The organism is Methanocella sp. MCL-LM (assembly GCF_049676595.1).
Classification (GTDB): Archaea; Halobacteriota; Methanocellia; order Methanocellales; family Methanocellaceae; genus Methanocella_A.
The window spans coordinates 1441627-1461076 of sequence record NZ_CP187259.1; the positions used below are offsets into that span (position 1 = coordinate 1441627).

The 19450-nt window shown below is 55.3% G+C and carries 20 protein-coding genes; 14 read left to right on the forward strand and 6 right to left on the reverse strand.

The window, feature by feature from the left end; genetic code table 11:
- Positions 1-37 precede the first annotated feature (37 nt).
- Together ACPLPM_RS07190 and ACPLPM_RS07195 are read left to right on the forward strand one after the other, a co-directional pair.
- Complete coding sequence (locus ACPLPM_RS07190) at positions 38-979, forward strand: ComEC/Rec2 family competence protein (RefSeq protein ID WP_424359563.1); 942 nt, start codon at positions 38-40, stop codon at positions 977-979.
- Positions 980-1021: 42 nt separating this feature from the next.
- Positions 1022-1243: a DUF3006 domain-containing protein gene (locus ACPLPM_RS07195; RefSeq protein ID WP_424359564.1), complete on the forward strand. Its 222-nt coding sequence runs from the start codon at positions 1022-1024 to the stop codon at positions 1241-1243.
- 3 nt (positions 1244-1246) lie between these two features.
- On the opposite strand, the gene ACPLPM_RS07200 is transcribed toward ACPLPM_RS07195, so the two are convergent.
- Together ACPLPM_RS07200 and ACPLPM_RS07205 are read right to left on the reverse strand one after the other, a co-directional pair.
- Positions 1247-1609: a NifB/NifX family molybdenum-iron cluster-binding protein gene (locus ACPLPM_RS07200; RefSeq protein WP_424359565.1), complete on the reverse strand. Its 363-nt coding sequence runs from the start codon at positions 1607-1609 to the stop codon at positions 1247-1249.
- Complete coding sequence (locus ACPLPM_RS07205; RefSeq protein WP_424359566.1) at positions 1602-1970, reverse strand: NifB/NifX family molybdenum-iron cluster-binding protein; 369 nt, start codon at positions 1968-1970, stop codon at positions 1602-1604. Before ACPLPM_RS07205 ends, ACPLPM_RS07200 begins: the two co-directional genes overlap by 8 nt.
- Positions 1971-2064: 94 nt before the next feature.
- Here ACPLPM_RS07205 and ACPLPM_RS07210 point away from each other — a divergent pair, with 94 nt between their 5' ends.
- The 3 genes from ACPLPM_RS07210 to ACPLPM_RS07220 all read left to right on the forward strand — a co-directional run bounded on the left by ACPLPM_RS07210 (position 2065) and on the right by ACPLPM_RS07220 (position 4676).
- Positions 2065-2364: a hypothetical protein gene (locus ACPLPM_RS07210; RefSeq protein ID WP_424359567.1), complete on the forward strand. Its 300-nt coding sequence runs from the start codon at positions 2065-2067 to the stop codon at positions 2362-2364.
- Positions 2365-2444: 80 nt separating this feature from the next.
- Positions 2445-3734 carry a UDP-glucose dehydrogenase family protein gene (locus ACPLPM_RS07215; RefSeq protein WP_424359568.1) on the forward strand — a complete coding sequence of 430 codons (1290 nt, stop codon included), beginning with the start codon at positions 2445-2447 and terminating at the stop codon, positions 3732-3734.
- 336 nt (positions 3735-4070) lie between these two features.
- Positions 4071-4676: a LysE family translocator gene (locus ACPLPM_RS07220; protein WP_424359569.1), complete on the forward strand. Its 606-nt coding sequence runs from the start codon at positions 4071-4073 to the stop codon at positions 4674-4676.
- A 429-nt stretch (positions 4677-5105) separates the two neighbouring features.
- Here ACPLPM_RS07220 and ACPLPM_RS07225 read toward each other — a convergent pair whose 3' ends face one another.
- Positions 5106-5954: a ribose-phosphate diphosphokinase gene (locus ACPLPM_RS07225; protein ID WP_424360047.1), complete on the reverse strand. Its 849-nt coding sequence runs from the start codon at positions 5952-5954 to the stop codon at positions 5106-5108.
- A gap of 130 nt (positions 5955-6084) precedes the next feature.
- Between ACPLPM_RS07225 and ACPLPM_RS07230 the strand changes: the two genes are divergently transcribed.
- From ACPLPM_RS07230 to ACPLPM_RS07245, 4 genes are all read left to right on the forward strand, one after another.
- Positions 6085-6894 carry a molybdopterin synthase gene (locus ACPLPM_RS07230; protein WP_424359570.1) on the forward strand — a complete coding sequence of 270 codons (810 nt, stop codon included), beginning with the start codon at positions 6085-6087 and terminating at the stop codon, positions 6892-6894.
- An 8-nt stretch (positions 6895-6902) separates the two neighbouring features.
- Positions 6903-8234: a phosphoglucosamine mutase gene (gene glmM, locus ACPLPM_RS07235; protein WP_424359571.1), complete on the forward strand. Its 1332-nt coding sequence runs from the start codon at positions 6903-6905 to the stop codon at positions 8232-8234.
- A gap of 91 nt (positions 8235-8325) precedes the next feature.
- Entirely contained in the window at positions 8326-8991 is a 666-nt protein-coding gene (locus ACPLPM_RS07240; RefSeq protein WP_424359572.1) for a hypothetical protein, read from the forward strand.
- A 630-nt stretch (positions 8992-9621) separates the two neighbouring features.
- Positions 9622-9996: a hypothetical protein gene (locus ACPLPM_RS07245; RefSeq protein ID WP_424359573.1), complete on the forward strand. Its 375-nt coding sequence runs from the start codon at positions 9622-9624 to the stop codon at positions 9994-9996.
- A gap of 16 nt (positions 9997-10012) precedes the next feature.
- Here ACPLPM_RS07245 and ACPLPM_RS07250 read toward each other — a convergent pair whose 3' ends face one another.
- From ACPLPM_RS07250 to ACPLPM_RS07260, 3 genes are all read right to left on the reverse strand, one after another.
- Entirely contained in the window at positions 10013-11062 is a 1050-nt protein-coding gene (locus ACPLPM_RS07250; protein ID WP_424359574.1) for an RQC domain-containing protein, read from the reverse strand.
- Positions 11063-11301: 239 nt separating this feature from the next.
- A complete protein-coding gene (gene eif1A, locus ACPLPM_RS07255) occupies positions 11302-11622 on the reverse strand; it encodes a translation initiation factor eIF-1A (protein ID WP_424360048.1) in 321 nt (106 codons plus the stop codon).
- A gap of 72 nt (positions 11623-11694) precedes the next feature.
- Complete coding sequence (locus ACPLPM_RS07260; protein ID WP_424359575.1) at positions 11695-12645, reverse strand: tyrosine--tRNA ligase; 951 nt, start codon at positions 12643-12645, stop codon at positions 11695-11697.
- A 196-nt stretch (positions 12646-12841) separates the two neighbouring features.
- Here ACPLPM_RS07260 and ACPLPM_RS07265 point away from each other — a divergent pair, with 196 nt between their 5' ends.
- The 5 genes from ACPLPM_RS07265 to ACPLPM_RS07285 all read left to right on the forward strand — a co-directional run bounded on the left by ACPLPM_RS07265 (position 12842) and on the right by ACPLPM_RS07285 (position 19426).
- Positions 12842-13471 (forward strand): hypothetical protein, encoded by a 630-nt coding sequence (locus ACPLPM_RS07265; protein ID WP_424359576.1) that lies wholly within the window; start codon positions 12842-12844, stop codon positions 13469-13471.
- A gap of 213 nt (positions 13472-13684) precedes the next feature.
- Positions 13685-15601 carry a methyl-accepting chemotaxis protein gene (locus ACPLPM_RS07270; RefSeq protein WP_424359577.1) on the forward strand — a complete coding sequence of 639 codons (1917 nt, stop codon included), beginning with the start codon at positions 13685-13687 and terminating at the stop codon, positions 15599-15601.
- Between the two features lie 158 nt (positions 15602-15759).
- Positions 15760-16461, forward strand: a complete 702-nt coding sequence (locus tag ACPLPM_RS07275) for a glycerophosphodiester phosphodiesterase (RefSeq protein ID WP_424359578.1) — start codon at positions 15760-15762, stop codon at positions 16459-16461.
- Positions 16462-17302: 841 nt separating this feature from the next.
- On the forward strand, positions 17303-18649 hold the full coding sequence (purB, locus tag ACPLPM_RS07280; RefSeq protein WP_424359579.1) for an adenylosuccinate lyase: 1347 nt from the start codon (positions 17303-17305) through the stop codon (positions 18647-18649).
- Between the two features lie 27 nt (positions 18650-18676).
- Positions 18677-19426 carry a glycosyltransferase family 2 protein gene (locus tag ACPLPM_RS07285; RefSeq protein ID WP_424359580.1) on the forward strand — a complete coding sequence of 250 codons (750 nt, stop codon included), beginning with the start codon at positions 18677-18679 and terminating at the stop codon, positions 19424-19426.
- Positions 19427-19450: the final 24 nt, after the last annotated feature.

The following is a 19450-nucleotide window of genomic DNA, read 5'->3' on the forward strand; positions in this document are numbered from 1 at the left end:
CATTACTCGGTTCCGTCTGCCGAACCGGTAATTTACTATGTTTCATTTCATCGATAAAAAGTCAGTTTTAGCCGTATTTGGAATCTTTACGGTTCTGTTCATAATCATAGCCGGGTGTGTCACTCCGACGCCACAGCCGCTGTCGACCGGTACTCCTACTACCACACCTATTGTAGTTACTCCCGGGGCTACAGTAGCTCCTGTTTCCGGCAGTACTCTGGCCGTGCACTTCATCGACGTGGGTCAGGGAGATTCGATGCTCGTCCAGTCTGGCGGAAAAAACATGCTGATCGATGCTGGGACACTTGATTCTGGCAGCACTGTCGTAGCCTACCTGAAAGCGCAGGGTGTGAGTACCATAGACGTCCTGGTCTCGACTCACCCGCACAGTGACCACATAGGCGGCATGGCGGCAGTGCTGAAAGCTTTCCCTGTACAGGTAATCTACGATGGCGGCGTGCCCCACACGACCCAGACCTACGAGCAGTACCTGACGCTGATCGACCAGAAGGATATCAAGTACGTGGTTCCGGAGCCCGGTGACCTGATCGACTTCGCACCGGGCGTCGCCGTGCAGGTGCTCGCAGCCGGCGGCCATTACGAAGACCTGAACGACAAGGCTATTGTACTGAAAGTGACCCACGGCGATAACTCATTCCTCTTCATGGGCGACGCAGGCTTCGACGTCGAGAGCGATCTACTTAAGTCTGGCTACGAACTGCAAAGTGACGTGCTAAAAGTCGGTCACCACGCCAGCAAATACTCCTCCGGCACTTCCTTCCTGAAAGCCGTCCAGCCGAAGATCAGCGTGATCGAGGTCGGGGCTGACAATCCTTACGGGCACCCGACCAGAGAGGCGATGAATCGTCTTGAGGCTGTGGGGGCGACGATCTACCGCACGGACTACGATGGCGACGTCGTCGTGACCTCTGACGGCAAAGGGGTTACTGTGGCAGCGGAGCGGAGGGCGCCGGCATAGCTTAAATAAAGATGACAGGTAATCACTCATGGGCTTGATATCATGAAAGCGACAATCGACAGGTTCGAGGAAGACCTTGCCGTGCTGATCGTCAGGGGCGAGATTCCGACTGTACTGCACATCCCGGAATGGCTGCTACCCGAGGATTGTAAAGAGGGCGACATTCTTGATATTTGCATAAGCAGGGATGTCGAGGGCACGGAAGCGGCTAAGAAACGGGTCTCTGATCTTATCGAGAAGCTGAAAAAGAAATCGAAGGACTGAAAATCAGTCCAGCATCTCGCCGGGGGTGTGGACTTCGGTCAGCATGTCGGCCTTGAAGTCCTCTAAAACGTCCTCCAGAGTGCCTACGGCGCCTTTGTAGACCCGGATGCCCTCGCCCAGGAGGACTGTCAGCATGTGGGGGCCGATGAAGCCTGCGAGCACCATCTTGACATCCTCGTCGGCCAGGAACTGCGCGTTAGTCTTCGGCTCAGGCTTTCGGTCGGGATCGTTGTGGATAAACCTGAGATCGCCGACTTCACCGTGGTCGTACTCGAAGACGGCGAAGTCCTCGGCCATGCCGAAGTGATCGCTGAGCTCGGATAGCATGCCGTTTGCCGATTCTACCGGAATAGCTACCTTAACCATGGCAGTGTCCCTCGCACGGGTTCAGATCCGACCTGTCCTCCAGCCGGCCATCGATGTACGAGCGTACTGCGTCCCACACCGTGCCCGCTGCCCCGACGTGAACCTGCATACCGGTGCCAGCGATCATCTGGCGCTCCCGCTCGGTCAGCGCTTTTGCCACTACTGCACCTACTCCCCTGCCGAGAAGCATAAATACAATTTTCCCGGTATCCTCTCCCGCCGGTACGGCGATAGACTCGAAGTCCTTGTTTATCCTGTCGCCGTCCACGCTGACGATGGAGAAAAACCTGGACTCGGAAAACGTGTCGCTGATGCCGGCGTCGACGCCAGCACCGTTAATGGCCGGTACTGCTAACCTCATACTCTTCATAGTATCCTGTTGATCAGATAAATCTCTGATGGGTGTAAAGAAAAGAAAAGCTATATGCAGTCTACACTCCTATGAAATAAAGGATATGCCCCCCGACTACTCTATCGTGATCACCCGCCCCTGCACTGACGCCCCAAACCGGTTCATCGCAGAGTCCAGCTTCGGGCGCAAGCTCGACATGCGGGCGGTATGCGAGACCTCAAAGGCAATCCCCGGCGCAAAATGCTCTGAAAGCCTCGGCGTGGCTAAGTTCGACTACAAGGACTGGACTTTAATCCTGTACCGCTCCGGACGGGTCGACCTCCGGAAAATTAAGGATGAGGCTGATGCCAGGCAGGCGATGGGGGAGATGGAAGCGCTGTTTTCGGACTGTTTTGCACTGTAAGCGTCCGTAGTCCTCTATTCTTGTGCGAAGCACATCACAAATTATTTGTTTACCAACGCTCTGATATGTGAGTGGTTTTCATGAAGATCAGCATTATCGGGACGGGTTATGTGGGTACTGTGACTGGTACTTGTTTCGCGCACAGAGGCAATGATGTCATTTGCGTGGACGTCGACCCCGGCCGTATCGAGAAGATCAACCAGGGCATTCCGCCTATCTATGAGGAAGGGCTGGAAGAGCTGCTCAAGGAGCACGCCGGCAGGAACCTGAAGGCGACGGCGGACTACGATTACGCCATCGCGAACAGCGACATCTCTTTCATCTGCGTTCCCACTCCGACAGACGCCAGCGGCAAGATCGATCTCCGGTTCATCCGGGAGGCGAGCCGCAGCATCGGGGAGCGCCTGAAGAACAAGTCCTCCTACCACGTGGTCGTCGTCAAGAGCACCGTGGTGCCGGAGACAACGGAAAAGGTCGTCACCCCGATCCTGGAGCAGGCCTCGGGCAAGAAGGCGGGCAAAGACTTCGGCGTGGGCATGAACCCCGAGTTTCTTAGGGAGGGCAAAGCGGTGTACGATTTCATGAATCCCGACCGCATCGTCGTCGGCGCGGACGACCCGAAGGCCGGCGAAGTCATCAGAAAGCTGTACGCTGGCTACACGTGTCCGATTCTTACCGCAGACACCAAGACTGCCGAGATGATCAAGTACGTCTCCAACTCTTTCCTGGCGACCAAGATCTCTTTCTCGAACGAGGTCGGCAACATCTGCAAGCTCCTCGGCATCGACACGTACAAAGTCATGGAAGGCGTCGGCCTGGATGCCAGGATTTCCCCGCACTTCCTCCGGTCCGGCCTCGGCTTCGGCGGCAGCTGCTTCCCTAAGGATGTAAAGGCGCTCGTCGGCAAGGCCTCCGAGGTAGACTACGAGCCTATCCTGCTCAAGACCGTGCTCGAGGTCAACGAGAGGCAGCCGCTGATCGCTTTGAGGCTGCTGAAGAAACACGTGCCGGACCTCAGGGGGAAGAAGATCGCCGTACTCGGCCTGGCGTTCAAGAACGACACCGACGACATCAGGGAGTCCCGGGCAATCCCCCTAATCGGCATGCTGCTCGCCGAAGGTGCCATCGTGACCGCCTATGACCCCATGGCTGCGGGGCACATGAAAAATGTCTACCCCAACATCTCCTACTTCGGTAACGCCGGCGACGCACTCGACGGGGCCGACGCTTGCCTGATAGCGACCGAATGGGGCGAGTTTAGCAAGCTCAATGGCGAGTTCGGGCGGATGAAAACTCCGATCGTAATTGATGGCCGGAGGGTCGTCAACTCCGACATAAAGGGCCTGATCTACGAGGGTATCTGCTGGTAGGTTAGAGCGGGTTATCCGGGCCCCCGGGGCCCGGTATCCTTTCAAAAATGGTACAATAAGGCTTTAAACCTTCCCGGTGATGGAATTAGTGACGTGTCACTATGCAGGTAGCCGGAATATGCCCGATCTGTAAGAAACCATCTAACCGCCTGAGCACGTGCAAGATGTGCCACCAGGTGGTATGTAGCCACTGTATGGTGCACAGCCTCTGCAAGTCCTGCTACGAGAGGCGTCATCCGAAACGCTTCGTCGTCGACGACGAGGATGACGAGCCCAAGAAAAAGCGGCACTGATCTTTCGCAAAACTTTTTAGGCAGCAGCGTTATTATTGCAGCTATGTTTGACCTGTCGGGCATCGTTGCCGGTATCTTGCTGGGCCTGTCGCTTGGCGTCCCGCCCGGGCCGGTGAACGCTGCAATTGCAGCTGAATCGGTTAAAAAGTCCTATACCGGCGGCATTATGGTCGGCCTCGGGGCGATGACGGCCGACTTTCTCTACCTGATCCTGACGGTAATCGGCGTTTCCGTGCTGCTCACAGGGGCCACCGCCCGTACCCTCATCTCAGTCGTAGGCGGCCTTATCCTGCTGTACTTAGCGGTGAGCACGCTCAAGAACTTCCGCAGCCCCCCGGAAGAAAATGAGGGAAAAGTGCTCGGCCATCCGTATGTAAAAGGCCTGTCCCTGGCGATCACCAACCCCATGGGCATCGTCTGGTGGGCTACGGCCGGAGCCGCCTTCGTGGCGCTGTTTAATATCCTCGGCGTGGCAGGGTTCATGTTCGGGCTCTTCGCGTGGATCACCAGCCTTTCCCTGGCCATCCACTATGCGAAATCGAAGTTTAATTCGCTATACCCTGTAATCATGCTAGCCAGCGGCCTCTGCATGCTCGCCTTCGGCGTCATACTGATAGCCGAGGTTGCCCGGCCGGTGCTAGGGATTTGAATAAAAACCACAGCGGCACGGCTCTTTATCCTGACTACTGGAAACTATATGTTCTAACCACGGCGGCACGGCGACACAGCGACAATGCGAGATACGATGGCTGGATGGTTATTTGAACCACGGCGGCACGGCGACACAGCGACAATCCGTACCCGAATATCAAGGCTTCTTTTTTATTGATCCACAGCGGCACGGCGGGCTGACGTCACGGAGACAATACGTCTAATGTTACCATACTAGAGAAACAAGGAATCACTACAGAAAGTAGCTTACCGGCTATACTATCCTAATACTATACTGAAACATCTGGCCAGTAAACCGTTTTTGGGTAATGGGCTGTCTCTGTGTCGCCGTGGGCTTAAAAAAAGGAGAACTCTGTTTCGGCGTCGCAGTTGTCGCTGTGTCGCTGTGCCGCCGTGGTTCAAACTTTTATTTTCTCAGCGCTTCAGCAATGATCGGCGCGGCCGAGATTCTGCTGGTGGCCTTTTCCAGCGTGTCGGTGGAGATGACTGACTTGATGCCAGCACGGTAAAGTTTCACGACAGCGTTGCCTACGAGTACTGGGTGGACGCAGCCGAGGTGTACGTCTTTTGCCCCGATGACTCTCAGGAGCTTGGCTGCCTCTGCGATGGTGCCGCCGGTGCTGACGATGTCGTCGAGCAGTACTACGTCCCGGCCTTTGACGTCGAGGTTCTTGGGGGCAATCTTGACTTCGGTGCCCGAGAGCCTGGTCTTTTCCAGGTAGTCGTATGCCAGGCCTTTCAGCGATGCCGCAGACTTGACCAGGTTGAGGGCACCGTCATCTGGCGCGAGAATGAGCGGGTTGTGGAGCTTCATGCTCTCGATGTGGTTGCCGATCTCCGGCGCCACGTTCAGGTCCTCCGCCTTGCAGGGGAAGTGTGCCAGCACTGAGCGGTCGTGAATGTTGATGGTGAACACCTGATCGGCGTTGATCGTACGGGCGACGGCCCTGCTGCTGATCGGCTCGCCGGGGTTGAACCGCTTGTCCTGGCGGGCGTAGCCGAAGTACGGGATGACGACCTTGAGGCTCTTCGCCTCGTCGCAGGCGTCGATGAGCTGCAAAAGGTAGATGTAATCTCTTGCGGTCGGCGTGCTCTGGATGATGACTATGTCGTTTCCAGTTACCTCGCCGGTCACTCTGCTGTACACTTCGCCGTCCGGGAATTCCTTGTAGTCCGTCAGGTCGATGTCGCAGCCCAGCAGTGCCGCCGTCCTGGTTGCCAGCAGCTGCGAGGCCGGCCCTGCCACGATCCTCATGCCCATTTACATACACCTTTTTCTACTTTTACTATCGCTTGTTGGCTACTTGCCCTAAAGGGATATAAAGCTATCCTGTCGCGGCTCTCAAAAAGCTTTAATGCTTCACGCATACAATATTCTGTATCTTATGAAGGTCATTGCCATAGTGGGATACAAGAAAACGGGTAAGACTACGCTGGTGGAGCGGCTGGTCTCGGAGCTCTCGAAATCTGGCAGGGTAGGCACGATTAAGCACTCGCAGGAGGAGATCCTGCCCTTCGGCGGGGACACGGACAGGCACCTGGCAAGCGGCGCCTCGGTGACCATAGGCGTGACACCTTCCCGGAGCATCATGGTGATGAAGTCCAGCGACATCGACGGGGCGCTGAAAGAGATGTCGATGCAGGGCGTCGATTACGTCGTGGTCGAAGGCTTCAAGCAGAGCCGCCTGCCGAAAATTGCCATTGGTGATGTCGAGGCCGAGAACGTGGTTGCCCGGGTGGACATCAACGCAACAGGGGAGCAGCTTGCCGCTATCGCCATGGCCCAGCCTGACACGGTCACGCTGTTCGAGCTGATCGCCAGGATTCACCGAAACCCCGAGATTAAAAAGGCCGGCGCCATCGGCACTTTCACCGGCATCGTCCGGGAGATCGCGGAAAACGAGATCACGAAGGCCCTGGAGTTCGAGAGCTACGATGTAGTGGCCAAAGAGCGCATAGCGAAGATTGAGGCTGACCTGAAGCAGCAGCCGGGCATCGTCGACGTGATCATACACCACAAGACCGGCCGCATAGCGGCTGGCGAAGATATCGTATATATTGTTATAGCATCCGGCCACCGACAGGAACTATTCCCGGCACTTCGCGAAGCCATCGAAAGGGTTAAGGAAGAAGTGCCCATCTGGAAGAAGGAAATGACAGTCTCCGGTGAGTACTGGGTGCACGACAAGGAGTGATTGATTTCATGGCATTATTTGGCACTAACGGGGTCAGGGGCATCGCGAACGTGGAGATGACACCTGAGATGGCGATGAACCTGGCGAAGAGTATCGGCACGCTAAAAGGCGGAACGGTTGCAGTAGGACGGGACACCCGCCAGTCCGGCGAGATGCTCAAGAGCGCCGTCATCGCCGGCCTGCTCTCGACCGGCTGCAGCGTGGTCGACCTGGGCATCGCCCCCACGCCGACCGTCCAGTATTACGTGAAGCACCACGCAGATGCAGGCATCATCATCACCGCCTCCCACAACCCGCCCGAGTACAACGGCGTCAAGGGCGTGGCGGGCGACGGCACGGAAATGTCGAGGGCCGACGAGGCAGAAGTAGAGAAGATCTACTTTGCGGGCAGCTATAAGCAGGCGAACTGGAGCCAGACCGGTGAGCTGTCCAGCTTCGACCCGAAGCCGATGTACATCGACGGCATCATCAAGGCAGTAGATGCCGAAGCGATCAGGAAAATGAACTTCAAGGTCGTCTCCGACACGGGCTGCGGAGCCGCCAGCGTGACCACTCCCTTCCTGCTGCGGAAGCTGAACTGCAAAGTCATTTCACTCAATGCCCAGGTCGACGGCACCTTCCCGGGCCGGAACCCCGAGCCCACCGGCAACGAGATAAACGATTTGAAAGCCGCGGTAGTCGCTGCAGGGGCCGACATGGGCATCGCCCACGACGCAGACGCAGACCGGGCTGTCTTCGTGGATGACAAGGGCAGGTTCGTCAACGAGGACGTACTGCTGGCCATGATGACGGAGTACAAGCTCCAGCGCAAGCCTGGCATCATCGTCACCCCGGTCAGCTCTTCCTCGCTCATCGAAGACATAGCGAAGAAGTACGGCCAGGAAGTCATCTGGACCCAGGTGGGCAGCATCCACGTGGCGAGAAAGATGATGCAGGTCGGCGCCGTCTTCGGCGGAGAGGGCAACGGCGGCTTGATCTACCCCGAGTTCCAGTACTGCCGGGACGGCGGCATGTCCGTGGCCTCGGTGCTGGAAATGCTGGCCACGACCGGCAAGAAGCTCAGCGAAATCGTCGACGCAGTGCCCTGTTACCAGAGCATCAAAGAGAAGATCAAGTGTAAGGACAAAGACATGGTGCTGAAGATGATCGCCACCCACGCGAAGGGCGACAAGATCGATACCACCGACGGTGTCAAGATCTTCACCAGCGATGGCTGGGTGCTCGTCAGGGCTTCCGGCACTGAGCCGATCATCCGTATCTTTGCCGAGTCCAGGACTGGGGATGGGGCGAAGAGACTCGCGGAGTATGGCGTCGGCCTGGTAAACGAGTACAACAAGTAGGCCGGCTGAAGCCGGCGAGCTTTTTATCATTAAAATAATATGGGCTTATATGCCATACTTTTATATCTCACTAGGTTGTAATTAACTGGTAATGGACAGAAAGGCGAGGTATAAGCGATATGTCCGGCCGTATACGAAGCTGCTTTTAATGCTCGAATACCTCTGCGTGCCGCTATTTAACCTGATCGTTTGCGCCTTCGGAGGCTCGGTTCCGCTGGCCATCGTCACAGGGCTTACCTGGCTGATCTGCGATGTGCTGTTCACTGCCTTCACCGGCTGCAGCATCTTCGGTATCTTTCTGTGCAGATCTCCTGCGGAATTGGGAGAGCCGCTGCCCCCGTTTGCCAGAAGTAAATGGAACTATCGGGCAACATGGTTCCTCTTCATATTCTTTATCTTCTTATTGATGCTCTGGGATTTCGCTATCGTCTGCCTGGCGCCCGCTCAAAAGATGTGGCCGCAAGGCCTTATGGCGGTAATTTTATACTTCCAGACGCTGTTCATGCTGGTTCACCGGCGGATAAACCTCCTCGGCGGAAAGCCCGATCCGCATCTCAGATACGGGAAAGAAGAGTGGGTCATCACTGGCTTCCTTATAGTCTCCATGATAGCACTAGCTTCCTTGCTAATCAACGGCGGCAGCCTCAGTATTTATATTCTGATCGCAGACCTCGTGCCTGCAATTCTCGTCGTGTATTATGCCTTTAAACTGCTTGCCAAAGGCCGAAGTGTGGCCGTTATAAGAATCCTGGGGTAGTGAAAATGTCTGTCAAAAATATCTTGATATTATCGTGTATCCTTGTGATGATTCCTATCCTCGGGTTTAACTATTATGTCCTGATCGCTACTGGCAACTATCCCCAGCTAGTATTAACGTTAATACCGATTTGCTTCGTTCTTAATCTTCTTGCAGGTAAGTATGCGAAGCATTACCAGCGTCCGCTTGCGGTACTATCCCTTACCCTTGGCAGTCTACTAGGGGCGTCGGTTATACTTGTCACAGAAAACTTGTACCTGAAGGGAATTATGCTATTACTGACTGTGGCATGGAGCTTTTTCGTGCTGATAGGGGCCTATAATGTGTTTATTAAGAAACAGCCGCTCGAACGATCTGAGAGCGGGTGATGGACGAGGGAAGTCTACTGATGCCTGAAACCAAAGATCCCCGGCAAATGAGCCCCGACGAGTTCTTTGATGCTCACATAAAGCCATATGCCCTGCAATTTCTCGTACTTGAATTCATCGGTATACCCGCTATCCTGCTAACTGGCTGCTTCGTACTGGGTAAATGGCCGGCGTGGGTCGTACCAATGATCTTTGTATACTTAGCCCTTAATATCGCCAGTATCTGGATCAGGGGTCGGAGCATGGGGGGTATCCGTCTCAGATGATCGTCCCCAAGAACCTTCCGTATTTTCAAAAAATCGGTGCTATCCTAGGCGGGATTATAGGACTAACCATGGTCGCAATAGGCGTTTATGCCGTAATCGCAGGTGATCCGCTTAATGGTACGATTATGCTCTTACTGGGCGGCTTCATTTTGATCTCGCTGGTAGGCAGGCAGTTGAAAATGTGGGAGCGGGCGATAGGGGTATTCGGAACAGTTATCATGCTGTTCGTGGCCATCTTACTCGCATTTACCGTTGAAAAGGGCTACATGAGGGCTCTACTGCTCCTGGCTGCCCTGGTATGGGGTTTCTTTGTTCTGCTTGGTATCTATAACGTATTTATCAAGATGCGGCAGCCCAGATCACCCGGATAATCGGCCGCTCCGGTTCTCAGGGCCTTTCCTGATCTGTCGACTCATAGACTCTTTTCTCAACTTTATACGCTGTGTGAGCCTCTCTGATTATACACGGTTCTAACGCCTCGGGCGGAATCTCTTTTTGAGCGTTGGCCAGAGTGATCTTCGCATTTCTCAGGAAAATCTCAGGGTACCTGCTGTAGAATAGTGCCTGATCTATCGACCGCCTGCATTTTTCTTCAGACCACAGCCTGTACTGCTCTGACTCCATCGCACCTGATGCCGCAATCCTCTCGTACAGGGCTTCCAGCTCTTCCTTCGTCTTTTTTAACTCGTCCTGCAGCGACTGGATATACTCCTGCATGTTGTACGCAGCCTCAAGAGGATCGCTTCCCCATGGATTGGGCTCGTCATGCGGGGCTTCAGTCAGCGTGTTGCCCTGCACAATCCCATTTTCGCTCACGTGGGCGCTGACTATCCCAAGAATAGCCTCGCCGTAGTTCTCCGCCTTCCTGGGGCCGATACCTTTGATGGCTGTAAGCTCTTCCATCGATCTGGGATAGATAGAGCAGATGGCTTTGATGTCGCCATTGGTGAGAATTACATAAGGCGGGTTCTGCTGCTCTTCAGCGAGATGATTGCGCCAGATGCGAAGAGTCTCGTAGAGTTTGAGATCGTAGGTAGCAGGCAGATCCTCTGCCTTAACTTCTGCCGGCTTCGGCTCGGCGACCTTAACCTCGACCGGCCTGCTCAGCTGCACTTTTATAAGGCCGTCAGTAATCTCGACGCTCCGCTCGTTGAGTGTAATAACTGGGTACAGCCCAGGCTCTCTGGTCAAATAGCCCTGAGAGACCAGCTCATTCACCCAGGCTTTCCACTGTTCGGCAGAATAATGGCTACCAGTGCCGAAAACAGGCAGTTGATCGTGTTTCTGGTCCAGCACCTTCTTGAGCTTTTTACCCGCGATGACCTGGCCGATGTGGGTAGCGCCGTAAGGCCACTGGAGCTGGCGGATGCACTCCAGGATTAACTTTGCCTGTTCACTGCCATCTGCAGTTCCGGGAAAATCGTCCAGCGTCGACATTTGTTGTTGCTCCACGTCATCAGCGCTCAGGCTGATTCCGGGAAAATGTCTGTATCGCTACCCGTATAACTTTGTCGATGTAGCCCACATTCAGGTAGGTACGGGCTGATAATTGCTTTTTTTTAAAAAATGTTTATTGGTCGGCGCACCTTTTTGTTAGGATAGTGGCGCCAGACCACAGTTTTACAAGATATCTACAGGTGACAAACTGTTTTTTAGTCAATCACACAAACTCTGGCTTACGAGAGGAAGCCTTTCTTTTGCAGCCAGTCGACCTGAGGCTGGGTGTAACGCCAGATCACGTCGGCCTTGTCGTTCTGGAATTCCCAGGGGACGACGATGACAACGTCACCTTCGCGTATCCAGATTCTCTTCTTGATCTTGCCCGGTATCCTGCACATCCTCGTAACGCCGTCTGTGCAGTGCACGACGACTCTGTTAGCGCCCAGCATGTTGGTAACGGTGCCGAGAAGTTCGCCGTCTCTCTTATTAGGGGTTCGAACCCTGGTAAACTGCTCGCCTTCGCCACCTGCGGGCTGGTTTCTGTTTGGCCTGTTCAGTTTATCACCACTTCTGTTTAGATTAAAATGTTTTAAAGCGATGCTAATATATGAATTTGTCTAATTATGCACTTACATCCGGCTTCTGACGGACTCCAGTATCTGATTCATGTACTTTGCAGCCGCTTTCTTCAGGTCCATCGGATGCACTTTCTTCTCCGCGAAGTCGTTCCTGAGCGCATCAAAGCTGTCGAAGGTCATGTTTCCGCCATGCTTCTCCGGCCTCTCGATCGTGATGCTGTCGTACTTCATGAAGACGTGGTAGCGGAACAGATCCAGCACCGGGTTGTTCTCGATGACGCCGATCGGGCAGAACGCCTTCTCGATCTTCTTTGTCACGGAGTCTGCAGGCTCGTCCACGCTGATGTTGTTGCCCTTGCTCGACGACATCTTGGTGCCGTCCAGCCCGAGCAGGATCGGCGTGTGGAGGCAGATCGGGCTCTTGAAGCCCATCGAAGGCAGCTGTTCCCTGGCCAGCATGTGGATCTTGCGCTGGTCGATGCCGCCCATGGCTACGTCGACATCGAGGTAGGCGATGTCCAGGGCCTGCATCAGCGGGTAGACCATCTGCGATACCCTCGGGTCTTCCGAATCCCTGGAGACTTCGTCCATGCTTCTGCGGGCCCTGTTGAGCGTAGTGTCGCAGGCCATTCTCAGGACGTCTGTCTCGTACTTAGCGGAGAGCTGGTAGCTCGAGCCGAGCACGAACTTCGTCTTGTCTTCGCTCAGGCCGAGCGCAATAAAGCAACGCTTGTTGTATTCGGCGATCTTTGCGATCTCCTCCATCGTGCCCTTGCGATTGAGATATGCGTGAAGATCTGCCAGCAGGACTGTCACTTCGAATCCTGCGTTCTGGCAGTCGATAAGCTTGTTTGCAGTAATCATGTGGCCCAGGTGAATGTTGCCGCTGGGCTCATAGCCGACGTAGACCTTCGGGTGCGGGTTGGCATCCATAAGGCTCTTCAGTTCGTCTATAGTCACCACTTCTTCTACGTTTCTGGTGACAAGTGCAAGCTTGTCCATTGATACACCACTGCGTAATTACTATCACACCGGCTATAAATCATTTTGGTCACGGCTTCGCCGTGAGTAAGTGAGTAAGATCGGCTGAACTTATAGCCCGCAATTCTCAAAATCCTGTGTCAGTCCGATGTTCTGTACTTCTCGCACGACCGCAAAATTATATAGGAATAAAGTGATAGGCTCATGGGGATGGAATATGGACGGTAGAAAGCATAAACCGTTAAGCGGAAGCGCTGGTGCCTTCAGCGGCTCTATCGAAGGCAAAATTGTGATTGTTCTGGTCCTGATCGTCATTGTGCTGGGCGCTGTTACCTTTGCACTTTACTCGACTAACAAGGCCCAGGAAACGGCTATGAAAGAGAAGCAGGCCGATTATGATGCGGTGAGCACGAACCTCAGCCAGATCAGCGCTGACTATGCCGCGCTGAACGCTAACTACAACCGCCAGACTGACGATTATCTCGCTATCAAGGCTAACTATGACAACGTGTCCGAGCTATATAACGCGTTGTTGAACCGGAGCAGCCTGGTGGACAGCAGGCTGAACACCTTCCTGGAGAACGACCCGGCGGTCTCGTACTCGTACCGTGTCGAGCCTAAGGTGCTGCCCGACGGCAGGACAGATAAGTTCCTGACCATCGACGTCTACAACACTGGCAAGACCGATGCCGCCCTGGTCAACGTCCTCTGGACGATCAACGAAAGCGGCAACATTAACGCTTACAATAAAACGTTCTCCTACCTGAGAACTCTCGATAAGCGACAGGTTACTTACCAGTTCGACGGTAACGCGACTCTGGTAAGCGTGTGGGCCGGGCTTGGATAAGCCTGTCCTTCTTTCTTTTTTAATCAATTTTTTAGATATTTTCGGGGCTATCCCTGACCTAAATATTCTCCATCCCTTCTACGCCAGCGTAATAAATTCAAGATAATACGACGCTAATTTATTCTTTTTTTGAAAATACACCGTTGAAATAAAAAGTCATATATATTAACCGTTACAGTAGATGTGCATGGATAATAAGGGTTTGGTGTTCATATGCCCATCTTTAATGTCGGAATCAGTAAAAATGGTACTAGTGGAAAAAATGGTGTAGACTACGAGAAGATTATTCGGAATATCCCTATGCCCTTCTGGGTCGTGGACCCGGATAAATCGATCGTCTGCGCTTCAAACGCAGCTGCCAGGTTCATGGGCAGGTCGGTCGATGAAGTGCTGGGCAAACCCGTCTGGCAGATCCTCGGGGAGAGCCCTGCCTTTAACACCCTTGCGGACGACGCTCTCAAGGCAAATAAGGAGCTGACTGACGATTCCCGCACGACCAAAGATGCGAGTGGCCAGACTGTGCCCCTGCTGTGTTTCGCCTCGCCGGTCAGGGATAATGCCAGCAGGGCCGTTTACGGCATCGAAGCGATGATCAGCCTGAAACAGCTCATGGAAAAGGAGAACGAGGTCCGTGCCCGGGAAAACTACTTCGAGAAGCTGATTAACGGCATACCTGTCATGCTTATCGTGACTGACAGGTCTGGCAGAATAAAGTACGCCAGCGAAGACTTCGCGAAGATTAAGGGGGCTAGCGCCGGCGAAGTCATCGGCAAGACGTTCTCAGAATTTTTCTATGGCCGGCAGGGCAACACGCTGCTGGACCGGGTTATGGAGTCGGGTAAAGCTGTCAGAAACGAAGAGATAACGGTTAACCTGGACGGGAGGAAAATCTCTCTTCTGTGTACTGCAATCCCTGTCAAGAACGACCGGGGCGAAGTGATCGAGGGCATCGAGACCTGCCAGGATATCTCGGCCATCGTGGAAAAGCGGGAATACGATGCCCGCCAGACAAAAAAGCTAATCGACGGCATCAACGCCGTGGCTGCAGGCGATCTGACCTTGAAGCTCCAGAAGGAGCGGGACGACGAATACGCCGTCCAGTTCGACACCTACAATGGCATGGTTGACCAGCTTTCGGCGATGGTCGGCGAGCTCAAGGCCTCCCTTAACGAAAGTGCCTCCGAGTGCGAGGCTGCGAGGAACGGGGCGGCCCAGATCAGCGAAAGCATCGTGCAGATCTCCGGCGCGTCCGCGCAGATCTCCCAGGGTGCAGAGAGCCTTTCAACCCTGGCGCAGGAGACCTCGACCAGGATGGTCGAGACTAACACCATTCTGCAGCACGTCTCGGACCTGTCGCACGACACGGGAAAACTGGTGTACGAGAGCGCGGCGAAGGCGAAGGATGTGGAGAAGAGCGCACACCAGGTCTCCGACACGATGTCCATGATCAACAAGTCCGTCCTGGACACGAGCGAGGTCGTCAACGGCCTGAACGAAGCTGCAAAGGAGATCGGCAAGGTGACGGAGACCATCAAGAGCATCGCTGATCAGACTAACCTGCTGGCGCTCAACGCGGCCATCGAAGCCGCCCGGGCGGGCGAACACGGCAGAGGCTTTGCCGTGGTGGCGGAAGAGGTCAGGAAGCTCGCCGAGGAATCGCGCAAGTCGACCGAGCTGATCAACGAACTCGTCGAAAACGTCCAGAATGCGACTACGGGTGTATTGCAGGCCATCGACCGGGTCCAGAAAGAATCGGTCACAGGGCAGGGAAGTGTCGAGAACGCTACGAAGAGCATCATCGAAATCCTGAAAGACGTCGAGAACATCGATAACATCACCAAGAAGATGTACGGTGAAATCAAGAAGGGTGTCGAGGCCGTGAACGTGATCTCCAGCAGCATCGAGCAGGTCGCCGCAACGGCCGAGGAAACTGCCTCTGCGTCAGAAGAGACGACGTCATCCACTGAGGAGCAGACGGCCAGTACCCAGGAGCTGAAAGCCCGGATGGAAACCACTCACGAGCGGATGCTGAAGACCGCCGATATGCTCGACGAAAACTTCAAGCTGGGCACAACCGCGCAGATGGCGGTCCACAAAGCTTCTTCAAAGGCCAGAAAAGCTTCCTCTTAAGCCGCCTGGCAAGACCGCACTGGCAGGGTCGGAGATCCCTGCCCATATTTTTAATACCCGCCCAGGTAGCCCGTTCTTGATCACTGTGGCATACTCCGGGCTGCGAGTCGCGTGAACTGCACCTAACGGCTTTAAGTTCGCCCGATCAACACCCATGCATGTATGATTTCATGGTCATCGGTCACAGGGGCGCCGCGGGCTACGAGCCGGAGAACACGCTGCGCTCGTTTCAAAAAGGGATAGCGCTCGGGGTGGACTGGATCGAGCTCGACATCAGACGCACCGCCGACGGGCACATTGTTGTCATGCACGACGATACCGTGGAGAGGACTACGAACGGCCGGGGTAAAGTCAGCGAGATGAGCCTGGCCGACATCAAGAAGCTCGACGCCGGCAAGGGCGAGAAAGTCCCCACGCTGCAGGAAGCCATCGACGTGGCGAAGGGCAAGGTGAAGCTGATCATAGAGCTGAAACTCGAAGGCCTCGAGGCAGACGTGATCGATATCGTGGAAAAGAACGGCCTTTTCGAGGACTGCATCATCTCCTCCTTCTTCTACTACTCCATCCGGCGGGTCAAGGAACTCCGGCCGGGCATCATGACCGCCGCCATCGCCAGCAAGCTCCCGATCGAGTTCCACCGCCTCCACAACGACTTCCTGGCCGACACGATCTTCCTCCGCAAGGACATCGTCTCCCGGGACATCGTCGACGAGGCCCACAGAGACGGCTTTTTAGTGTGTGTATGGAACATAGACGACTCCCGGGACGTGGCCAGGTATGCAGACATGGGCGTCGACTTCATCAGCAGCAACTATCCAGACAGGCTCCGGCAAATCCAGCCTGCTACTGCCATAGCCTGACCACTGGTTAAACCATGGCGGCACAGCGACACGGAGACACACAGAGTTCCGACAACAGATCAAATGTTCTAACCACGGCGGCACAGCGACACGGCGATAGTGAGTACTAAAGAACAAATTGGTAAATAGAACCACGGCGGCACGGCTCTTTATCCTGGCAACTGGATAATAGATGTTCTAACCACGGCGGCACAGCGACACGGCGACAATTCGAGAAACGCTGGCAAGATGGTTATTTGAACCACGGCGGCACGGCGGCACGGAGACAAACCGTACCGAATAGCAAGACACCTTTTTTTATTGATCCACGGCGGCACGACGGGCTGACGGCACGGAGACAAATATATTAAGCTTCCTTCCGGTTATTGATCGAAAGTCAGGCTGAAACGATTGGGTAGTAAGCTTATGGTTAATGCTCTGTCTTGGTGTCGCCGTGGACCTAAAAAAGAGTTCACTTTTACCGGTTCACCACTGTCTCTGTGTCGCCGTGCCGCCGTGGTTTTATTTACCACTGGCTTGTCATGGATCGCCCTGTCTTGGTGTCGCCGTGCCGCCGTGGTTTTATTTACCACTGGCTTGTCATGGATCGCCTTGTCTCCGTGTCGCCGTGCCGCCGTGGTTTTATTTACCACTGGCTTGTCGTGGATCGCACTGTCTTTGTGTCGCCGTGCCGCCGTGGTTCAAATATTTAATCTACAGTTGTCGGGATAAGGAGCTGTGCCGCCGTGGTTTAAAAAAATTATCAGTGTTATGATCGATGACGTGGTCGCCAGCGTATACTATTTAATGGTCGTGCGCGTATCTATGCCTTGATTTTACTCTCACAGGATGATTGATTTTCATGGCAATACACCCGATTGAGTTCAGGTACGGGACGCCGGAGATGAAGGCGGTCTGGACGGAGGAGGCCAAGCTGAGGAAGCTGCTGCTGGTCGAGGCTGCGCTGGCCAGGGCTGAGGCAGAGGTCGGCATCGTGCCGGCGGAGTGCGCGAAGATCATCGCCGGTAACGTCGAGAAGGTCGACGTGGAGCGGGTCCGGGCGATCGAGGACGAGATCAGCCACGACATGATGGCAGTGGTGCTGGGCTTCGCGGAAGTCTGCGGGGAGGAAGCGGGCAAGTGGATCCACTTTGGGGCTACCTCCAACGATATCCTCGACACGGGCCTGGGGCTGCAGCTGAAAGACTCTATCGATATCATCGAGGTCAAGCTCCAGAAGCTGAAGATGGCACTGCTGGAGAAGGCAGATGCGACGAAGACGCTGGTCACCGCGGGCAGGACTCACGGCCAGCTGGCAGTGCCCACGACTTACGGGCTGAGGTTTGCCATCTGGGCGATGGAGGTGTCCAGGCACCAGGAGCGGCTCAGCCAGCTGCGCTCCAGGGTGGCGGTCGGCCAGATGAGCGGTGCCGTAGGTACCCAGGCCGCGTTCGGCAAGGATGGCATCAGGATCAAGGAGCTCACGATGAGCTACCTCGGCATCCCTGCGGTCACCGTGTCCAGTCAGATCATCCAGCGTGACCGGCACGCGGAGTACATGATGTTCCTGGCGGGCATCGCGAGTACCCTCGACAAGATATGCCTCGAGATAAGGCTCATGCAGCGCAGCGAGATCGGCGAGCTGGCAGAGGGCTTCGGCAAGAAGCAGGTGGGTTCCTCCACTATGCCGCACAAGCGCAACCCGATCAACGCCGAGCAGGTCTGCGGGCTTGCCAGGGTGGTCCGGTCCTACGTGGAGCCGGCGCTGCAGAACAACGTGCTGTGGGACGAGCGCGACCTCACTAATTCGTCCTGCGAAAGGGTCATCATCCCCGAGGCCTCGATTCTCCTCGACCACATCCTGAACAAGGCCATCAGGGTCGTCACCGGCCTGACCTTCTACCCCGAAAACATCAGGCGCAACCTCAACGTCCTCCGGGGCGTCCAGATGAGCGAAGCGGTCATGATCGCCCTCGCCAACAGGGGCTTCGGTAGGCAGAAGGCCCACGAGATCGTCCGTGAGGCCTCGATGAAGGCCTTCGAGCAGGGCCTCACGTTGAAGCAGGCACTGCTGGAGAACCCCGAGATCTCCGCGAAGCTTACCCCGGCCGAAGTCGACCAGATCACCGACCCCGAGGGGTACATCGGCACGGCGGTCGAGCAGGTGGAAGAAGTCTTGAGGAAAGAGGGCTACTCATCGAAGCAGTAATATATTAAAAGCTATATATAGATACGTATGAATAGTAACTGCCTGCTACTCTTGCCCACGCTGAACGAAGAAACGGCGTTGAAAGCCCTCGTGCCAGAAATTCCGGCCGGCCTGAGCGTGCTGGTGGTCGACGGCGGCTCTACCGACAAAACGAGGGAGATCGCCGAGGGTGCAGGCTGTTATTTTCTGAAGCAGCAGTTCGGCAAAGGGAAAGGCTGCGGCGTGCGGACGGCCATGGAGTACTTCCTGCAGGGCGATTACGAGTACCTGGCCATGATCGACGCCGACTACACCTGCGACCCCCGGGAGCTCGACCGGCTGATCGAGCGGCTCGGGCAGGGCTATCAGGTCGTCCTTGGCAGCCGGGACCCGCAAAAGCAGATCGAGCTGCTGGGCCGGTTTTCCCTGTTCATCAACCGGCTGACGTCGAGGATCACAACCCTCGCCTACAGCCAGGATCTGCCGGACATTCAGAGCTGCTACTGGGTCTTTTCCCGGAAGGCGGTCGAAACGATCTACCCGGGGCTGAGCGCCAGCGGCTTCGACATCGAGTATGATATCGTCTTCAACTCGTGGAAGGAGGGCCTGAAAATCGGGTACTGCCCTGTGACTATCAGGCCCCGCATGGGCGAGTCCAAGTTCACCAAGTTTTTGCGGCTGAAACAGATCTGGTTCGGGCTGACATACATCTACCGGAGCCTGGTCATCATGGCCCGCAGAGCCCTCTCCGGCAGCACCGGTGAAGCCGATTCCGGCTGCCCGCTGCCTGATAAATAAACTCTTCTTCCCGGGCGTCGTGGC